11 protein-coding genes and 1 riboswitch are annotated in these 15,125 nt (G+C 63.0%); of the genes, 3 read left to right on the top strand and 8 right to left on the bottom strand.

The annotated features are described in order from the left end of the window. Nucleotides 1-29: 29 nt before the first annotated feature. Nucleotides 30-1,346 carry an ABC transporter substrate-binding protein gene (locus CQ019_RS06785; RefSeq protein WP_258133635.1) on the top strand — a complete coding sequence of 439 codons (1,317 nt, stop codon included), beginning with the start codon at nt 30-32 and terminating at the stop codon, nt 1,344-1,346. A 63-nt stretch (nt 1,347-1,409) separates the two neighbouring features. Here CQ019_RS06785 and CQ019_RS06780 read toward each other — a convergent pair whose 3' ends face one another. Beyond that, nucleotides 1,410-2,387, bottom strand: coding sequence for a hypothetical protein (locus CQ019_RS06780; RefSeq protein WP_105569316.1), 978 nt, complete (start codon nt 2,385-2,387; stop codon nt 1,410-1,412). Nucleotides 2,388-2,478: 91 nt separating this feature from the next. Between CQ019_RS06780 and CQ019_RS06775 the strand changes: the two genes are divergently transcribed. Beyond that, on the top strand, nt 2,479-5,658 hold the full coding sequence (locus CQ019_RS06775) for an HAD-IA family hydrolase (protein WP_105569315.1): 3,180 nt from the start codon (nt 2,479-2,481) through the stop codon (nt 5,656-5,658). Nucleotides 5,659-5,728: 70 nt separating this feature from the next. Here the strand turns inward: CQ019_RS06775 and CQ019_RS06770 are convergent, their stop codons facing one another. From CQ019_RS06770 to CQ019_RS06740, 7 genes are all read right to left on the bottom strand, one after another. Continuing rightward, on the bottom strand, nt 5,729-7,135 hold the full coding sequence (locus CQ019_RS06770; protein ID WP_105554085.1) for a sugar porter family MFS transporter: 1,407 nt from the start codon (nt 7,133-7,135) through the stop codon (nt 5,729-5,731). Nucleotides 7,136-7,402: 267 nt separating this feature from the next. Further along, a complete protein-coding gene (locus tag CQ019_RS06765) occupies nt 7,403-8,674 on the bottom strand; it encodes a uracil-xanthine permease family protein (RefSeq protein WP_105554086.1) in 1,272 nt (423 codons plus the stop codon). Between the two features lie 29 nt (nt 8,675-8,703). After that, a complete protein-coding gene (thiD, locus tag CQ019_RS06760) occupies nt 8,704-10,140 on the bottom strand; it encodes a bifunctional hydroxymethylpyrimidine kinase/phosphomethylpyrimidine kinase (RefSeq protein WP_105554087.1) in 1,437 nt (478 codons plus the stop codon). After that, nucleotides 10,137-10,778, bottom strand: a complete 642-nt coding sequence (gene thiE, locus CQ019_RS06755; protein WP_105554088.1) for a thiamine phosphate synthase — start codon at nt 10,776-10,778, stop codon at nt 10,137-10,139. Before thiE ends, thiD begins: the two co-directional genes overlap by 4 nt. Then, on the bottom strand, nt 10,771-11,565 hold the full coding sequence (gene thiM / locus CQ019_RS06750) for a hydroxyethylthiazole kinase (RefSeq protein ID WP_105554089.1): 795 nt from the start codon (nt 11,563-11,565) through the stop codon (nt 10,771-10,773). Before thiM ends, thiE begins: the two co-directional genes overlap by 8 nt. Then, a riboswitch (TPP riboswitch) is annotated at nt 11,555-11,649 on the bottom strand. Its footprint overlaps the gene before it by 11 nt. Nucleotides 11,650-11,683: 34 nt before the next feature. After that, the gene (locus tag CQ019_RS06745) at nt 11,684-12,052 is read right to left on the bottom strand and encodes a GntR family transcriptional regulator (protein WP_105554090.1); all 369 of its coding nucleotides are present in this window, start codon (nt 12,050-12,052) and stop codon (nt 11,684-11,686) included. Next, the gene (locus CQ019_RS06740; RefSeq protein ID WP_105569314.1) at nt 12,049-13,578 is read right to left on the bottom strand and encodes a hypothetical protein; all 1,530 of its coding nucleotides are present in this window, start codon (nt 13,576-13,578) and stop codon (nt 12,049-12,051) included. The genes CQ019_RS06745 and CQ019_RS06740 overlap by 4 nt, the downstream gene beginning before the upstream one ends. Before the next feature lie 87 nt (nt 13,579-13,665). On the opposite strand from CQ019_RS06740, the gene CQ019_RS06735 reads away from it, so the two are divergent. Further along, nucleotides 13,666-15,099 (top strand): aldehyde dehydrogenase family protein, encoded by a 1,434-nt coding sequence (locus tag CQ019_RS06735; protein ID WP_105554092.1) that lies wholly within the window; start codon nt 13,666-13,668, stop codon nt 15,097-15,099. Nucleotides 15,100-15,125: the final 26 nt, after the last annotated feature.

Here is a 15,125-nt window from a genome sequence, read left to right as displayed (position 1 = left end):
CGAGTTCTCGCCCATCCAAGGAGGAGTCCATGAACAATCAACAACGGTCCGAAGGCATGCGTCGCATTGCCGGTCAGCGACTAACCAAGTCCCTTGCCATAGCTGCAGTCGCAGCGCTGGCATTGACGGGGTGCGGCGGAGGCGGGAACGCGGCTGACAGCGCCGATGGAAAGGTGAGTTTGCGATTCGCCTGGTGGGGTTCGGACTCAAGGGCGCAGGCTACCAACGAGATCATCGAGGCCTTCGAGGCAGAGAATCCAAATATCGACGTTCAGGGCGAGTATTCGGACTGGAGCGGATATTGGGACAAGCTCGCTACCCAAGTCGCCTCGAATGATGCCCCGGATATTATCCAGATGGACGACAAGTACCTTCGCGAATACGCCGACCGTGGCGCGCTTCTCGATCTTGACGGTGTTGACGTCTCCAACTTTGAAGAGGTTTCCGTTTCCAACGGCACCACCGAAGATGGATTGGTTGGCATTACGACGGGAATTAACTCGTTTACATTGACCGCAAACCCCAAGGTTTTGAAGGAAGCTGGGCTGGATATCCCGGACGACAAGACTTGGACATGGGACGATTATCGCGAAATCACCAAAACCGTTAGCGAAAAAGCCGAAGGGAAATACGGTTCCGAGGCGCCGAATGAACCCGCTGGATTGCAGTCCTGGCTGAGGCAATCGGATAAGCACTTAACCACTGAATCCGGAGAGCTTGGATTGACCGTTGAGGATCTGGCCGGCTATTTCCAGCACCACCAGGACTTGCTGGATAACGGATCCTATCCAGTGGCCTCGGTTCTAGCCGAGAATCAGAATGCCGGGCCTGATCGTTCCATGACCGGTACCGGCACTTCGGCCTTTGGCATGTGGTGGAGCAACCAGCTCGGTTCACTTTCCGCAGCGGCAGGCGTTGATCTGGTGCCCCTGCGCCTGCCTAGCTCCACGGGCGAAGCCGAAGACAACGGGCTTTGGTACAAGTCATCGATGATGATGTCCGGGTACAGCAAGTCCAAGCATCCCGAAGAGGTCAAGAAGTTCATTGACTTCATGGTGAATTCCGAAGAAGCTGGCGAGCTGAACAAAATGGACCGCGGGCTGCCGGCCAACACTGAGATTCGCGACTTGGTAGTGTCCGACCTTGAGCCAATCGAGGCCGCTTCAGCGGAGTTCGTCACCGGAATTGAAACTGAGCTGGCAGGGTCTGAACCAATTCCACCCATGGGATTCAGCAAGATCCAAGACATTTTGTACCGCTACGAGATGGAAATCTTCTTCAAGCGGCAGTCGCCGCAAGATGCGGCAACCAACGCGTTGAACGAGATGCGCTCTGCCGTTGAATAGCAAACACACGGTTTGATCTGAATATAAGACTGGCGGGGAATGTTTAATTCCCCGCCAGGCTTTTTAGTTTATAAACAGTGTGTCCAAGACAGATGCGGCGTTTTCCTGCAGATGCTCATCGTCCGCGTCAAGCAGCAGCCGCAACCAAGTCTCATGCTGGGATAGCGGAGCCACTAGGCATGCGGGGGCGACTAAGTCATAGAGCTCGTCGGCGCTGCCGTATGCGGCGAACTCACCTAGGTAGGCGCCCAGGGCACGCATAACACGCTCGTCGTCGGTCCGGCATTTCCACGACTGGGTCATTGCCGCCAGTGGGGCCGCCAGCGAAGAAAACGGATGAGCCCAGTGGGCCGTCGCAAAGTTCGTGATCCGCGCATGCTGGCCCTTTTCCGAGGGCACCACCGTCTGCGCCAAATCGAAGGCGCCATGTTCCAGGCTCAGCGGGATGGGACCGCGATGCAAGGCTTCGCAGGCGTCGGAAAGGGTCTTTAGTTGGCCATGCAAAGCGTCGGCCTGTCGCGGGTCCAAATGCAACGGATGGTTTGCCTCGAGAGAAACATGCATGGTCAATGCCTGCTCAAACTGTTCTGGGAGGAACTGCGGATCCACCACCGGCATGCCAACGTCGAAGAAGGCCTCTTCGTTGCCCATCAAAGCCACCTGGAAGGAGCCGAGCGAGGCAAGCGCCAGCTGCCAGTTCTCGGCGCTGTCGCCCAAATCCGCCAGGGTGTGACCAAAATCGGGGGAGAGCATATAGCCGGCCATGCGGTCGATTGCCAGCGGCATCACCACACGTTCGGGCTGCAGTCCGCCGGCGGTAATCGTCACCGCTGCCTCAGCTGCCAATCCCGGCGCATTCGCCTTAAACACCAGATCGGCTGCGTCGGTCCCAACCAGCGCCGAAACCTGGTCCAAGGAGGCCGGCCAAAAATCCGGTCCCGCGACACGCTCGATGCCGTAGGCCGCGCAGGCCTCATCGATCCAATAGGCGGCAGACTCACGCCATTGGTCGCTATTCCATTCATCTATCCACTGAGCCACAATCCCAATCGTAGTATGTCGATGCAAGCGGGATCACTTGCTACCGTTGGGTCTACGGCCAACAATTGCTCCTCGACGAAGGATTTCGATCGTGAACGCTACACGCCCGACGTACCGCCACCGTGATTTCAAGGCCGTCCTTTTTGATTTGGATGGTGTTCTCACACCTACCGCGCTATTGCACCGTGCGGCTTGGAAAGAATTATTTACCGGATTCTTCGCCCAAGAACACCCGGGCGTGCCGCCCTATACCGATCCGGACTATTTCGAGCTACTCGACGGCAGGCCACGCTATGAGGGCGTCGGCGCCGTACTCGAGTCCCGGGGAATAGCGCTGCCCTGGGGAGACCCGAAGGACCCTGCGGGATACACCTCGGTGTGCGCGCTGGGAAATCTGAAGAATTCGGTTTTCACCACGGTGCTGGAGCGTGATGGGATTGCGCCCTATTCCGGGTCCAGCAACTACCTGCAACAGGTCCTGGAGGCAGGGCTGGATGTAGCCGTGGTCTCCTCATCACGCAATGCCCGCTCGGTACTGGAAGCCGCGGGGCTGGAAAGGTTCTTCACCACCATCATGGGCGGGCACGAGGCAGCGGCACGCGAGCTGCCTGGCAAGCCATCGCCCGCCACGTTCTTGGCGACCGCCAAGGACCTCGGTTGGCGCCCCGAAGAGTGCGTGGTCATCGAGGATGCCACCAGCGGCGTGCAAGCCGCCCAGGAAGGCGGCTTCATGGTCGTCGGGGTGGCACGTGAAGACAATGAGCAGCAGCTATTGGATGCCGGTGCGCTCTTTGTGGTCCAGGACCTCAGCGAGTTGGTTTCAGCCTCCGCGGTTAAGGCCTGGAACTTTGACCCCTGGTCCATCACTCGGGAAGCCGAACGCGATGAGACGGGCGCCCAAGACACGGTCTTCGCCCTGGGCAACGGCTTCCTTGGCGCTCGTTCGGCCCAGGTGGGCCTGGGCGAGCAAGTCGCCGGGACTTTCCTCAACGGGCTGCACGAAACCTGGCAGATCCGCCACGCAGAAAGCGCGTTCGGGCTTGCCGAAACCGGGCAGACGATGATCAGCGCCCCAGATTTCCGGACCCTGCGTGTGTTCATCAACGACGAGGCGCTGGAGGTGGGGCGAACCGAAATGCTCCGCGATGACTTGCGCTTGGACTTCCGCGAGGGGACATTGATTTCACAGACCCTGTGGCGCACCGCAGAAGGCCATCGGGTGGCGGTCACGGCACGGACCATGATTTCCTTCAGCGACCGGCATCTGGCGCTCCAAGATCTGCATGTGCGCCTGCTCGACGGACCGGCGCATGTGCTGGTCCAGTCCTCGGTGATCGGCTATCGCTCCGAACCGGAGGTGTCTTCTCCGGCCGATCTCGACGCGGGCCAGGACCCGCGCAAGTCCGACGAGTCCTCGGATAATCCTTTGCACCCGGCCGGCCAGATAGCGGAAGGAACCCGTCTTGGGCTTTCCTACACCGTGGCGGGATCCAATATGTCCGTGTCGGCAGTCGTGGAACACCTGGTGAATACCACCGGTGGTGCCAGCGCCCAGATTCAAACGGAGCGTTCGGCGAAGCCCGATCGTGCCGACGAGGTTTCAAGCGCGAACCTCGAAGCGGGACAGGGCCTGCGCGTGGCCAAGTTCGCGGCCTACCACTCCTCGCGCCGGCACCCGGCCAAAGAAATGCTGCAGCGTTCGAGCCGCGCACTGAACCATCTGGTGCCCCGGGGGATCGACGAGCACTTCCGTGCACAGCGCGCATTTATGAAGGATTACTGGCAGCGCAGCGACGTCCTGGTGGACAGCGACGATCCGAGCCTGCAACGCAAGATCCGCTGGAACCTCTTCCAGCTTGCCCAGGCCTCGGCCCGAGCCGACGGCTTGGGGATCAGCGCCAAGGGGGTCAGCGGCAACGGATATTCCGGGCACTACTTCTGGGATACCGAAATCTACGTGCTGCCGTTTTTGACCTACACGAACCAGCAGTGGGCCAGAAATACGCTCCGCGCGCGGATCTCGATGATCCCGGCGGCGACGCGTCGGGCACGCATCATGAACGAGGAGGGGCTGCTCTTCCCCTGGCGCACCATTAACGGTGAGGAAGCCAGCGCGTACTACCCGGCGGGTACCGCGCAGTATCACATCAACGCAGACGTGGTGTATTCGCTCAACCGCTATCTCGACGCGGCCTGCGATGACGAGTTCCTCGAGGCGGGCGCCGCAGAAATTCTGGTCGGCACCGCCCGGATGTGGGCGTCTTTGGGTTTCTGGCGCGGTACCGGGGATCAGCGCAGCTTCCATATTCACGGGGTGACCGGCCCGGATGAGTACACCGCGGTGGTCAACGACAACACCTACACCAATGTGATGGCGCGCTTTAACCTGCGCCGTTCGGCGCAGCTGATACGCGAGCTGGCCGCCCGGCGCCCGCAGTTCTATGCCGAGCTGGCCGAGCGGATGGGAATTGATTCAGCGGAGATCTCCACCTGGCAGCTGGCGGCCGAACGAATCCATATCCCGTATTCGAAGGCCGTGGGAATCCACCCGCAGGACGAGCATTTCCTGAATCGCGAGGTCTGGGATCTCGAGGCCAGCGGCCCGGATAAACGTCCGCTGCTGCTGCATTACCACCCGTTGGTGATTTACCGCTTCCAGGTCATCAAGCAGGCCGATACGGTGCTGGCGCTGTGGCTGCGCTCCAGCGATTTCACGGCCGAGCAGAAACTCGCCGATTTCAACTACTATGACCCATTGACCACTGGAGACTCGACGCTTTCGGCCACCGTACAGTCAATCCTTGCGGCCGAGGTCGGCTATCGGGACCTGGCCTTCGACTACTTCGAACATGCGTTGAATGTCGACCTGGAAAACCTCCATGGAAATACCGCCGACGGGGTGCATGTGGCGTCCACCGGTGGCGTGTGGGCCGCGCTGGTCAACGGCTTCGCCGGGCTGCGCGACGATGACCAACGGTTGCATTTCGACCCGCGGCTGCCCGAGCGCTTCAGATCCCTGCGATTCCAGCTGGCCTATAACGGTTCGGTGATCAAGGTGCTGCTCGATGCCAGCGGAATCGAATTCTCGCTCACCGGCCGGGGGCCGCAAAGCCTCTGGGTGCGGAGCGAGGAGATCGTGCTGCAGACCGGCCAGCGCCACCGGGTGGCCCTGCGCGATCAGGGGCCGCAGCTCTCCGGGCGTCCGAGCCTAGAACATGTGCTCTCGCTGCAACGAGAGGCCGGTGCCGAGGTGCCTAACAAGCCCTGGTAGCCAAGACACGTCGGGCGGGCACCCACTGGGTGCCCGCCCGACGTCCTTAGCGGCGGAAGTTTCCTGCGTCCTAGAGGCTCATCTCCTCGAGCTGGCGTCCCTTGGTTTCGCGCACCATGAAGATCACGAAGATCAGCGAAAGCAGCGCGAAGAACGCGTAGATGCCGTAGGCCAGCGCCAGGCCTGCCTCGGCGAGGGTCGGGAAGGTGGTGGAGACGGCGAAGTTGGCGATCCACTGGGCGGAGGCGGCAACGCCGAGCGCCAGCGCGCGGATGGAGTTCGGGAAGATTTCGCCGAGCAGCACCCAGACGGCTGGACCCCAGGTCGCGCCGAAGCCAACCACAAACAGGTTCGCGGAGACCAGCGCCACGATGCCCCAGCTGCCGGGCAGTGAAACTGCGCCGTCGATGGTGACCGACTGGGCGAAGGCGATGGCCATCATGCCCAATGACACGGTCATGATGGACGAGCCGATCAACAGCAGCAGCTTGCGGCCGAGCACGTCGATCAGCAGCACCGCAACGATCGTGGCCACCACGTTGGTGATCGAGGTGATCAGCGAGATGGTGAAGGAATCGGATTCGGCAAAGCCGACAGACTTCCACAGCGTCGTGGAGTAGTAGAAGATTACGTTGATGCCCACGAACTGCTGGAAGACCGAGAGCAGGATGCCCACCCACACCAGCGGGTGGAAGCCGAAGCGCCCGAGCAGGTCCTTGAACACCTGGCGGCGCTCGACGTGGACCGTGTTGCGGATTTCCTCGATCTTGGCTTCGGTTTCGGCCCCCGGGACCATGCCCATATCGCGGGTCAGTACGGTTGCCGCCTCGACGTAGCGGCCCCGCTCGACCAGATAGCGCGGGGATTCCGGTAGGCGCATAGCCAGCACGCCATAGAGGATCGCCGGGATGGCCAGCGAGAGGTACATCCAGCGCCAGGCCGAAAGGCCGAACCAGCCGATGGCGTCGGCCGAACCCATCACGAAGACCAGCAGCGCGCTGACCAGGAAGGCGACGAAGATACCGAGCACGATGGCCATCTGCTGCATGGAGCCCAGGCGTCCGCGGTGCTTGGCGGGGGATACCTCGGCGATGTAGGCCGGGGCGATCACCGAGGCGAAGCCGACGCCGATGCCGCCGACGATGCGCCAGATGATGAGGTCGAACGCGCCGAAGCACAATCCGCAGCCCAGCGCGGAGATCAGCAGCATCGCGGAGGCGATCACCATGGTGCGCACGCGGCCTATGCGTTCGGAGACCATTCCGGCGATCCAGGCGCCGAGCGCAGCGCCAAGCAGGGCGCAGGAAACGGTGAAACCGATGGTTAGCGCGTTGAGCCCGAACTCGTGCTCGACAGCGTCCACGGTGCCGTTAACGATTGATGAGTCATATCCAAAAACGAACCCACCCAGGGCAGCCCCGAGGGCGATCAGGATGAGTCGAGCGGATATCTTTCCGTCAGATGTAGTCGCAGTCACAAGGAGCCATGCTATCGGATTGGGCTGGGGCGCAAAACATTTCCAGCGGGTTTTATGCCCGCGCGGGCCGCCGGCTTATGCGACCTTGGCCATAATTTGGAAAGAATCCTTACAATAGGTGTTCGGGCGGTTCGGGGATCCGCGCAACCCAGCCCCGAAATCCCGCGCAAATCGGGTAAGGTGCCGAGGCCGGGCCTCTCCAGGAGGGCAAAAGAAAACCGGCATCGTGAGCTTCGTCACAATGCCGGCTGGTTCTTCGGTCTTGGCTTAGCGCTCAACCGGTTCAAGGGTGCTATTGCGCAGCTTGGCCACGGTATTCATCAGGTGGTAAACCACAAGGGTCGCAATGGTGCCCAGCGCGATGCCGCCCACCTGGAACTGGCCGAAGGTCAGATCGGTGGTGACCGCAATCGCGATAATCAGTCCGGTTCCGGCGGTCATCAGGTTCACCGGGTTCTGGAAATCCACCTTCGCCTCGATCCACAACCGGGCACCGATAATGCCGATCATTCCGTACAGCACGATCCCCAGCCCGCCGATCACCCCGGCCGGAATGGTATTGATCAAGGCCCCGAATTTCGGCAGGAAGGCCAGCGCTATCGCGGCAATCGCCGCGACCCAATAGGCCGCGGTGGAGTAGACGCGCGAGGCGGCCATCACGCCGATATTCTCCGCATAGGTGGTCGTCGCCGAGCCGCCGCCCATGCCGGCCACCAGGGTTCCGACGCCATCGGCCATCAGCGCCCGCCCATTGAATTCGGAGAGGTCCTTGCCGGTCATGATGCCCACGGTACGCACATGGCCGATATTCTCCGCGATCAGCACGAATACCGCCGGCAGGAACATCAACGCCACGTTGAAGTCAAAGCTGGGGGCATGGAACTGCGGCAGCCCAATCCAGCCCGCCTGACCCACGGCGGCAAAGTCCACCTGGCCCTGGAGGAGCGCAATCGCGTAGCCGATCACCAGGCCCACCAGGATCGACAGGCGCCCGAGCAGCCCCTTGAACGCGACGGTGGACAGCACCACGGCGAGCACCGTGAGGAAGGTCGTCGCCGGGAAATCGCGCATCGGAGCCAGCGTGGCGCTGGCGAGGTTCAAGCCGATCAGCGCGACGATGGTGCCCATAACCACCGGCGGCATCAACGCGTGGATCCACCGGGTGCCGGTCTTCGCCACGATCGCGCCGACGATGAACAGCGCCGCACCGGTCATCGCGATGCCGCCCAGCGCCGCGGAGAAGTCGTCGCCGACCTTCGAGGCCATCACCGGGGCGATCAGCGCGAAGGAGGACCCCAGGTAGCTGGGCACCTTGTTCTTCGTGATCAGCAAGAAGATGATCGTCGCGACGCCGGTGAACAGCAGCGTGGTGGTCACCGGGAAACCGGTCAGCGTCGGAACCAGGATGCTGGCGCCGAACATCGCCAGAATATGCTGGGCTCCGATGGAAATGGTCTGCGGCCAATGCAGCCGCTCATCCGGGGCAACGACCTCACCTTCGGTGATGGTCTTCCCGTTGCCGTGAATGCTCCACTTCATGCGTTCCTCCAGAATTCCTGGCCCCGCGTTTAGGCCGTAGAGAAGTCTACGCCCTTCGCGTGCGCTTGGGCGAAGAAAGACAGCTCGTGCTCGGCCGAACGCCGGAATGCATCCCACATCCGCTCGCGCAGCGCCGGATCCGCGAGCCGCCAGGCGGCGGCGACCAGCTCGATGGCCGCCGCGGTGGCCTCGTCGAACTCCGCCGAACTGTAGGTGGCCAGCCAGCTCTCATACCGGTGCCCGGCATGATTCGCGGCGCTCAGCCGATTGCCGATGTCCTGATAGATCCAATAGCAGGGCAGGATCGCGGCGATCAGCTCCGGATAGCTGGATGCGCAGGAGCTGAGGTGGTTGACGTAGTTCAACGTGGTGGCGCTCGGCTCGGGGGCCAGGTCGAGTAGCTCGCTGCGGTGCAGCTTCAGCTCACCCTCCAGGATTCCTTCCGCGCCCTTGGCCCAGAAGCGTTGCGCCTCGAGCTGCGGGGCCAGCGCGCTGGCCCGCGCGAGCACCTGCGCATAGCGCTGCAGATACAGGGCGTCCTGGGCCAGGTAGTACTCGAAACGTTCGCGCTCCAGCGTGCCCGCGGAGAGCTCGAGGATGAACTGAAGCTCATCGATTCCACCGCGCAACTCGGCGATCCGCTCCCACCAATCGGCCATCGGATCCGCGCTGTGCCCCGCGAAGAGCCCGGCAAAGTGGTTCACCGGTCCGTGCCCGCTGCCCACCTGCAATTCATCGGCCGCGGCAATCGCCGCGAAGAGGTACTCCTTCGCCGCGCCCAGGGCGGTGGCCCAATCCCCGCCGCGGGCATAGTGCGTGGCCAGCGCGCTGGATAGCGTGCAACCGGTGCCGTGGGTGTTGGCGGTGGCGTGGCGTGGGCCGTCATAGCAGGCGATCACCCCGGCCGGGCCCACCAGCGCGTCGGGGCAGCGTTCGGTGGGCAGGTGGCCGCCCTTAGCGATCACCAGCACCTCGTATTTGGCCGCCAGGCGTTGGGCCTGTTCGAGCAGTTCCTCCCAGCCACGCACCGGTTGCTCGCCGAGCAGGGCCGCAAGCTCTGCGGTATTCGGGGTGAGCACATCCGCCCGGGAAAGCAGTGCGTCCAACGCCGAACCATCGGCCAGCAGCCGGTCCCCGCTGGTCGAGATCATCACCGGGTCCAGCACCACCGGAGCGTGCACCGTTTCCAGCCACCGGGACACCGCGGTGATGATCTGTGAATTGGCCAGCATGCCGATCTTGATCGCGTCGATGCGCACATCTGCGGACACCGATTCCAGCTGCTTGGCCACGAACCCCGCGTCGACGGCCTGCACCGCATCCACGCCGAGGGTATTCTGCGCGGTGAGCGCGGTAATCACGGCCATGCCGTAGCCGCCGTTGGCGCCGATGGCCTTCAGGTCTGCCTGGATTCCCGCACCTCCCGAGGGGTCGGAGCCGGCGATCGAAAGAATGTTGGGACTCATTTGGCGCCTTCCCAGAGATTGCGCAGTTCGGCGCTCGCCGCCTGTGGATCCTCCGCGGCGCAGATCGCGCGGACCACCGCCATGCCGGCGGCCCCGCCGCCGCGCAGCGCCGCGGCGTCCGCGGCGGTCAGCGAGCCGATGGCCACGCAGGGCAGCTCGGTGAGCCGATTGGCCCGCAGGAATCCATCGATGCCCAGCGGGGTGGGATGGTCCTTCTTCGTGGGCGTCGCGCGGATCGCCCCGACCCCCAGGTAATCGAGGTATTTCGCGTCGGCGTTGGCCCCGGCCAGCTGTTCATCGGTGGACGCGCTGAGCCCGATAATCCCCTCGCCGATGATTTCGCGGGCGTAGCGCACCGCAATATCCTTCTGCCCGATATGGATGCCGGTGACCGCGGCCCCCGCGGCGCGTGCGGCGAGGAATACGTCGATGCGGTCGTTGACCAGCAGCTCGGCCTTGCCGGCGGTGAGTTCCGCCGCCGCGCAGGTCAGTTCGAAGAATTCGCGGGCCGTCTCGTTCTTGGCCCGCAGCTGCACCCACTGCACTCCCGCGGCCACCGCGCCTTCGATGACTTCCAGGGTGCTGCGCGGCTGGCAGCTTTCGGTGTTGGCTACCAGGTAGATTCCCAGATCACGCATTATTTGCCTCCTCAAGGCGCAGGTTGTGCAATTCGTCGGGGTCCAGCAGCGAGAGTTCGTCGAGGAAGGCCGCGGCGAAACTACCCGGGCCGCGGCCGATGGCCAGGGCCTTTTCGGCGGCCAGTCCGTACAGGCCGTGGGCTGCGATGGCCGCGTCGAACGGGTCTTCGCTCACCGCGAGCATCCCGGCGCAGATTGCACCCAGGGCGCAGCCGCCGCCGGTAATCCCGGTCAAGCCGATCCCGTTGCTGTGCACCAGCGTGGTGCGCTTGGCATCGATGATCGCATCGGCCGCTCCGGAGATCGCGACCACCGAACCATATTCGATGGCCAACTCGCGTCCAGCCTCGATGGCCGCGTGCACGGTGTCCTGCGCGTCCACTCCGCGCCCGGTCGAGCTGCGCCCGGCCAGCGCCAGAATCTCCGAGGCATTGCCGCGGATCAGGGTGGGGCGCTGGGCCACGATTTTTCGCGCGAAGTCAGTGCGTACCGGCAATGCGCCCACGGCCACCGGGTCCAGCACCCAGGGGGTGCCGGCCTGGTTCGCCCCATGGACCGCTTCGTCCATGGCGCGCAGCTGTTCGGTGCTCGGAGTGCCCAGGTTCACCAGGACCGCGGAGGCCACCGCGGCAAATGGCCCGGCTTCGCCGGGCAGGTTGGTCATCGCCGGAGCCGCCCCGGAGGCCAGCAGTGCATTCGCGGTGAAGTTGGCGACCACGGTATTGGTCAGGCAAAACACCAAAGGGGATTGTTGCCGATAATTCCGGGCAACGGAAGTCAGGGTCATGCGACATCCCTCCGCTAGTTTGAACTAGTTCAGGTTCGACGGGTCTCATCTCAGTCGGTGAATCCGACACCCCGTGTCACTGGCTAGAGCGTACTCACCAAAGCCGCGGAAGAACAAATTATTGCCGTGCGCGGCGTTGCACCAGCGCCCTGACGGTGGCCTCATCGATTCCCTGAGCTCGGGCTAATTCCCATACCCGATCCACCGCTTGAACCAGATCACCGGAGGATTTCTCCATATCCGCTCCGGCGTTCACCAGCGTTCCGGCACGCCGTCGGGAGGAAACCAGGCCGGTGGCCTCGAGTTCCTTGTAGGCGCGGGCCACCGTCCCGGAAGCGACCCCCAAATCGGTGGCCAGTGCGCGCACCGTAGGCAGCTTGCTTCCCGCCGGCAGCTCGCCCAAGGAAATCAGCGATGAGATTTGTGTGCGGATCTGTTCATAGGGCGGGACCGCCGCGTCCAGGTCCACGAAAATATGGTGGCTCATACGCGCTGCGGCACCCGAGCTTCTGGGCGGGCCAAAATGATCACTGCCGGGCAGCAGAAGACGATGATCCCCACGGCCGAAACGTAGGGACCTGCCTCGTAACCCCAGGCCAGCATGGTGACGGCCGCCGCGGTGACTACGCGGAGGGCGCGTAGTTCGTGGACCTGGCGGTACCAAATTTCTTGCTCCACGGTGACATCCCAAGGCAAGGCCGCACGCCGAACCCACCAGATGTGGCAGGCGGTAGCGGCAAGCAACGCGAGGAGCGCACCCAGCGCGAAGACCGGTTTGACCGGAACTAGACCCCAAAAATATTCGAATGGTGGATTGATCAGCAGGTATGTGGCGCCGATGAGCAAGAGCCCGGCGAGCACATAGACATAGCGCGGCAGGTCTGCGCTGTGCCGAGCCAGTGAATGGGTTCCCCTGGACTTCAGGTGCAGGTAGCCCAGGAACCCGGCATTGAGCACCAAGAACAAGAGGGCTACCACCAGGAGCGACACAATTGCCTGCGGGGCGTTCTCACCGGGGCGCGCATTGTCCGCGTACTCGGTCTGCACAAGCGAGGAGGAGCAGGCCAGTGCGATGAGTGTGAGTGCGGTGGTGAGGAATCCAATGGCAAGCAAATTTTCGCGCATCCGCAAAAAGGAGGAGGCTGGCTTTGGGCTAGTGGTTCTGGCAAAATTTTCCGGTGGCTTCCACAATGCCATGGCGATGAAGGTGATGAGCATGGCCACGTTGGCGGTGTTTTGCCAGGGTTGATACATGGTGCGATCCAGCGACATAAGCCACGAGGCCTTGTAATGCAGCGCCGAGGCTCCAACGGACGCAAAGGCCAGGGTCGAGGTGCGCAGCAGCCGGTTGAGCCAGACTTCGCGCAATACCTGGTTATCGTGGGGGCTGAGCGAACCAAGCGGTTTGCGCAGCAAAATGAAGAGCATCGCGATGAGCAGGGCCAGCGCCAGGGAGGCCAGGTTGATGGCAAACAGGGCCAGCATCTGGTCCGCCGCACGCAGCCCGTCGGTCGCGGACTGCGAAACCCAGGTGCTTCCGTAGGCGTCCGAGGAGGCAACCGCATATTGCGGGGGGACCCCGGTGACGTCGCGGATCATCCACAGGGTAAGACCGGCGCCGAGGAGTACCAGCGCGGCCACGGCACTCAAGGCCTTAGGCAACGGCGTCATCACCGAGCGAGGTTCCAGGGAGGCCGCGCGCACATTCGCCACCGACGACGGCCAGGAGTAGAGGCCGATCAGATAGATCGACAGCAGCCAGAGTGCCGGACCGGTGGCGGCGAGCAGGTCGCTGGCCCACAGGGATTCGCCGGCGTCGGCGTTGGCCGCTTGCTGGTTGCTCACCCCGCCGGAACTGCTTACGAAGAAGGCAATCAACGCGCACCAGAAGGAGTGGGATCTCGCCCGCAGCAGTGCGGGCCTGTTGTCTTGACGGGCAACCGTGCGCAGCCACGCGTAGATCAGGGCTGCGCCGATCGCCATGCTGAACGCGGCGGTGGAGAGCTGATCCATAATTACCTCCGTAAGTTGAAAAACTAATGTATCAAACACCTGATACAAATGGAATATCCCGGGGAATCAATGAAGTAGCATCGAGCCATGGGTCTCTTTACCTCAAATCCGCTTCCAGATCCCGTCGGCGACGCCGCACCGCCGGTAGACGAGCACCCCTCGCGCATCACCGAGGTCCTCGGGCACCTGCGCCGCTCCGCCGACACCCGCATTACGCACCCGCGGCGCTTTCGCGCCCAGCAGCTGCGTGCCCTGGAAAAGATGTTGGCCGAACGCACGGGAGAATTCCTCGACGCGCTCGCCGAGGACCTTGGCAAGAGCGCCACCGAGGCGAAATTCAGCGAAATCGACGTGGTCCGTTCCGAAATCGACCATGCCCAACGGCATCTCTCGGAGTGGATGGATTCAACCGCCGTCAAGGTTCCCCTCGCGCTGCAGCCGGCCATGGCCAAGGTCGAACCCCGGCCGCTGGGGGTCGTGCTGATCATCGGGCCGTGGAACTATCCCTTGCAGTTGATGCTGGCTCCACTGGTCGCCGCGATCGCCGCCGGAAACGCCGCGGTGCTCAAGCCTTCGGAGCTCGCACCGGCCACCTCGGGGGTGCTGGCGAAACTGCTCCCGATGTACCTGGACGCCCGGGTCTACGCGGTCCTCGAGGGCGGCGTCGACACCGCCACCGAGCTGCTCGCCGCACGCTGGGACCACATCTTCTTCACCGGTGGACAGCAGGTCGCGCGGGTGGTCGCCGAAGCGGCCGCCAAGCAGCTGACGCCCACCACCCTGGAACTCGGCGGCAAAAGCCCGGCGGTGGTAGACAACAACTCGTTGCCCACCGCCAAGCGCCTGGCCTATGCGAAGTTCATGAATACCGGACAGACCTGCGTGGCCCCGGACTATGTGCTCTCTTTCGGGGACACCGACGCGCTAATTTCACGGCTTGGCCAGGCAATTGCCGGCTTCTACGGCAAAGACCCGATCAACCACCCGGATTATGGCCGAATCGTCAGCCGGAAGCATTTCGACCGGCTGGTGGGCATGCTCGATTCGGGTGAGGTGGTCCATGGCGGCGACTACGACGCGGACACCTTGCGCATCGCCCCGACCATCATGCGCCATGTCGACCTCGGCTCGAGGCTGATGCAGGAAGAAATCTTCGGTCCGATCCTTCCGGTCATCGAGGTGGCCTCCTTCGACGAGGCGCTTGAATTCATCGCCTCGCGCCCCTCCCCGTTGGCCGCCTACCTGATGAGCGAGTCCCCGCGGCTGCAGTCGATCTTCTCGGATCGAGTGCGCGCCGGCGCGATTGTGCACAATGCGCCCATGGCCCAGGCGGTAGTCCCGTCCCTGCCCTTCGGCGGGGTGGGGGCCAGCGGAATGGGGTCCTATCACGGCAAGTATGGCTTCGATCGGCTTTCACAAATCCGCTCAGAACTCAGCAAAACGACGGTCATTGACACCTTGAGCGCAATATATCCTCCATATACATGGGCTAAGCGAAAGATTATTGATCGCTTACTGTAGCGCGGTTCATAGCTGCTGAAGCTTTC

Source organism: Arthrobacter sp. MYb229, assembly GCF_002975405.1.
Taxonomy (GTDB): domain Bacteria; phylum Actinomycetota; class Actinomycetes; order Actinomycetales; family Micrococcaceae; genus Glutamicibacter.
Note: the sequence above shows the minus strand (reverse complement) of the source record. Positions and strands in the feature narration are given on the sequence as shown.

Coding starts and splice junctions, on each gene's coding strand:
- CQ019_RS06785 (WP_258133635.1), top strand. CDS start 30: ATGAACAATCAACAACGGTCCGAAGGCATGCGTCGCATTGCCGGTCAG.
- CQ019_RS06765 (WP_105554086.1), bottom strand. CDS start 8,674: ATGAAGTGGAGCATTCACGGCAACGGGAAGACCATCACCGAAGGTGAG.
- thiD (WP_105554087.1), bottom strand. CDS start 10,140: ATGAGTCCCAACATTCTTTCGATCGCCGGCTCCGACCCCTCGGGAGGT.
- thiE (WP_105554088.1), bottom strand. CDS start 10,778: ATGCGTGATCTGGGAATCTACCTGGTAGCCAACACCGAAAGCTGCCAG.
- thiM (WP_105554089.1), bottom strand. CDS start 11,565: ATGACCCTGACTTCCGTTGCCCGGAATTATCGGCAACAATCCCCTTTG.
- CQ019_RS06745 (WP_105554090.1), bottom strand. CDS start 12,052: ATGAGCCACCATATTTTCGTGGACCTGGACGCGGCGGTCCCGCCCTAT.
- CQ019_RS06740 (WP_105569314.1), bottom strand. CDS start 13,578: ATGGATCAGCTCTCCACCGCCGCGTTCAGCATGGCGATCGGCGCAGCC.
- CQ019_RS06735 (WP_105554092.1), top strand. CDS start 13,666: ATGGGTCTCTTTACCTCAAATCCGCTTCCAGATCCCGTCGGCGACGCC.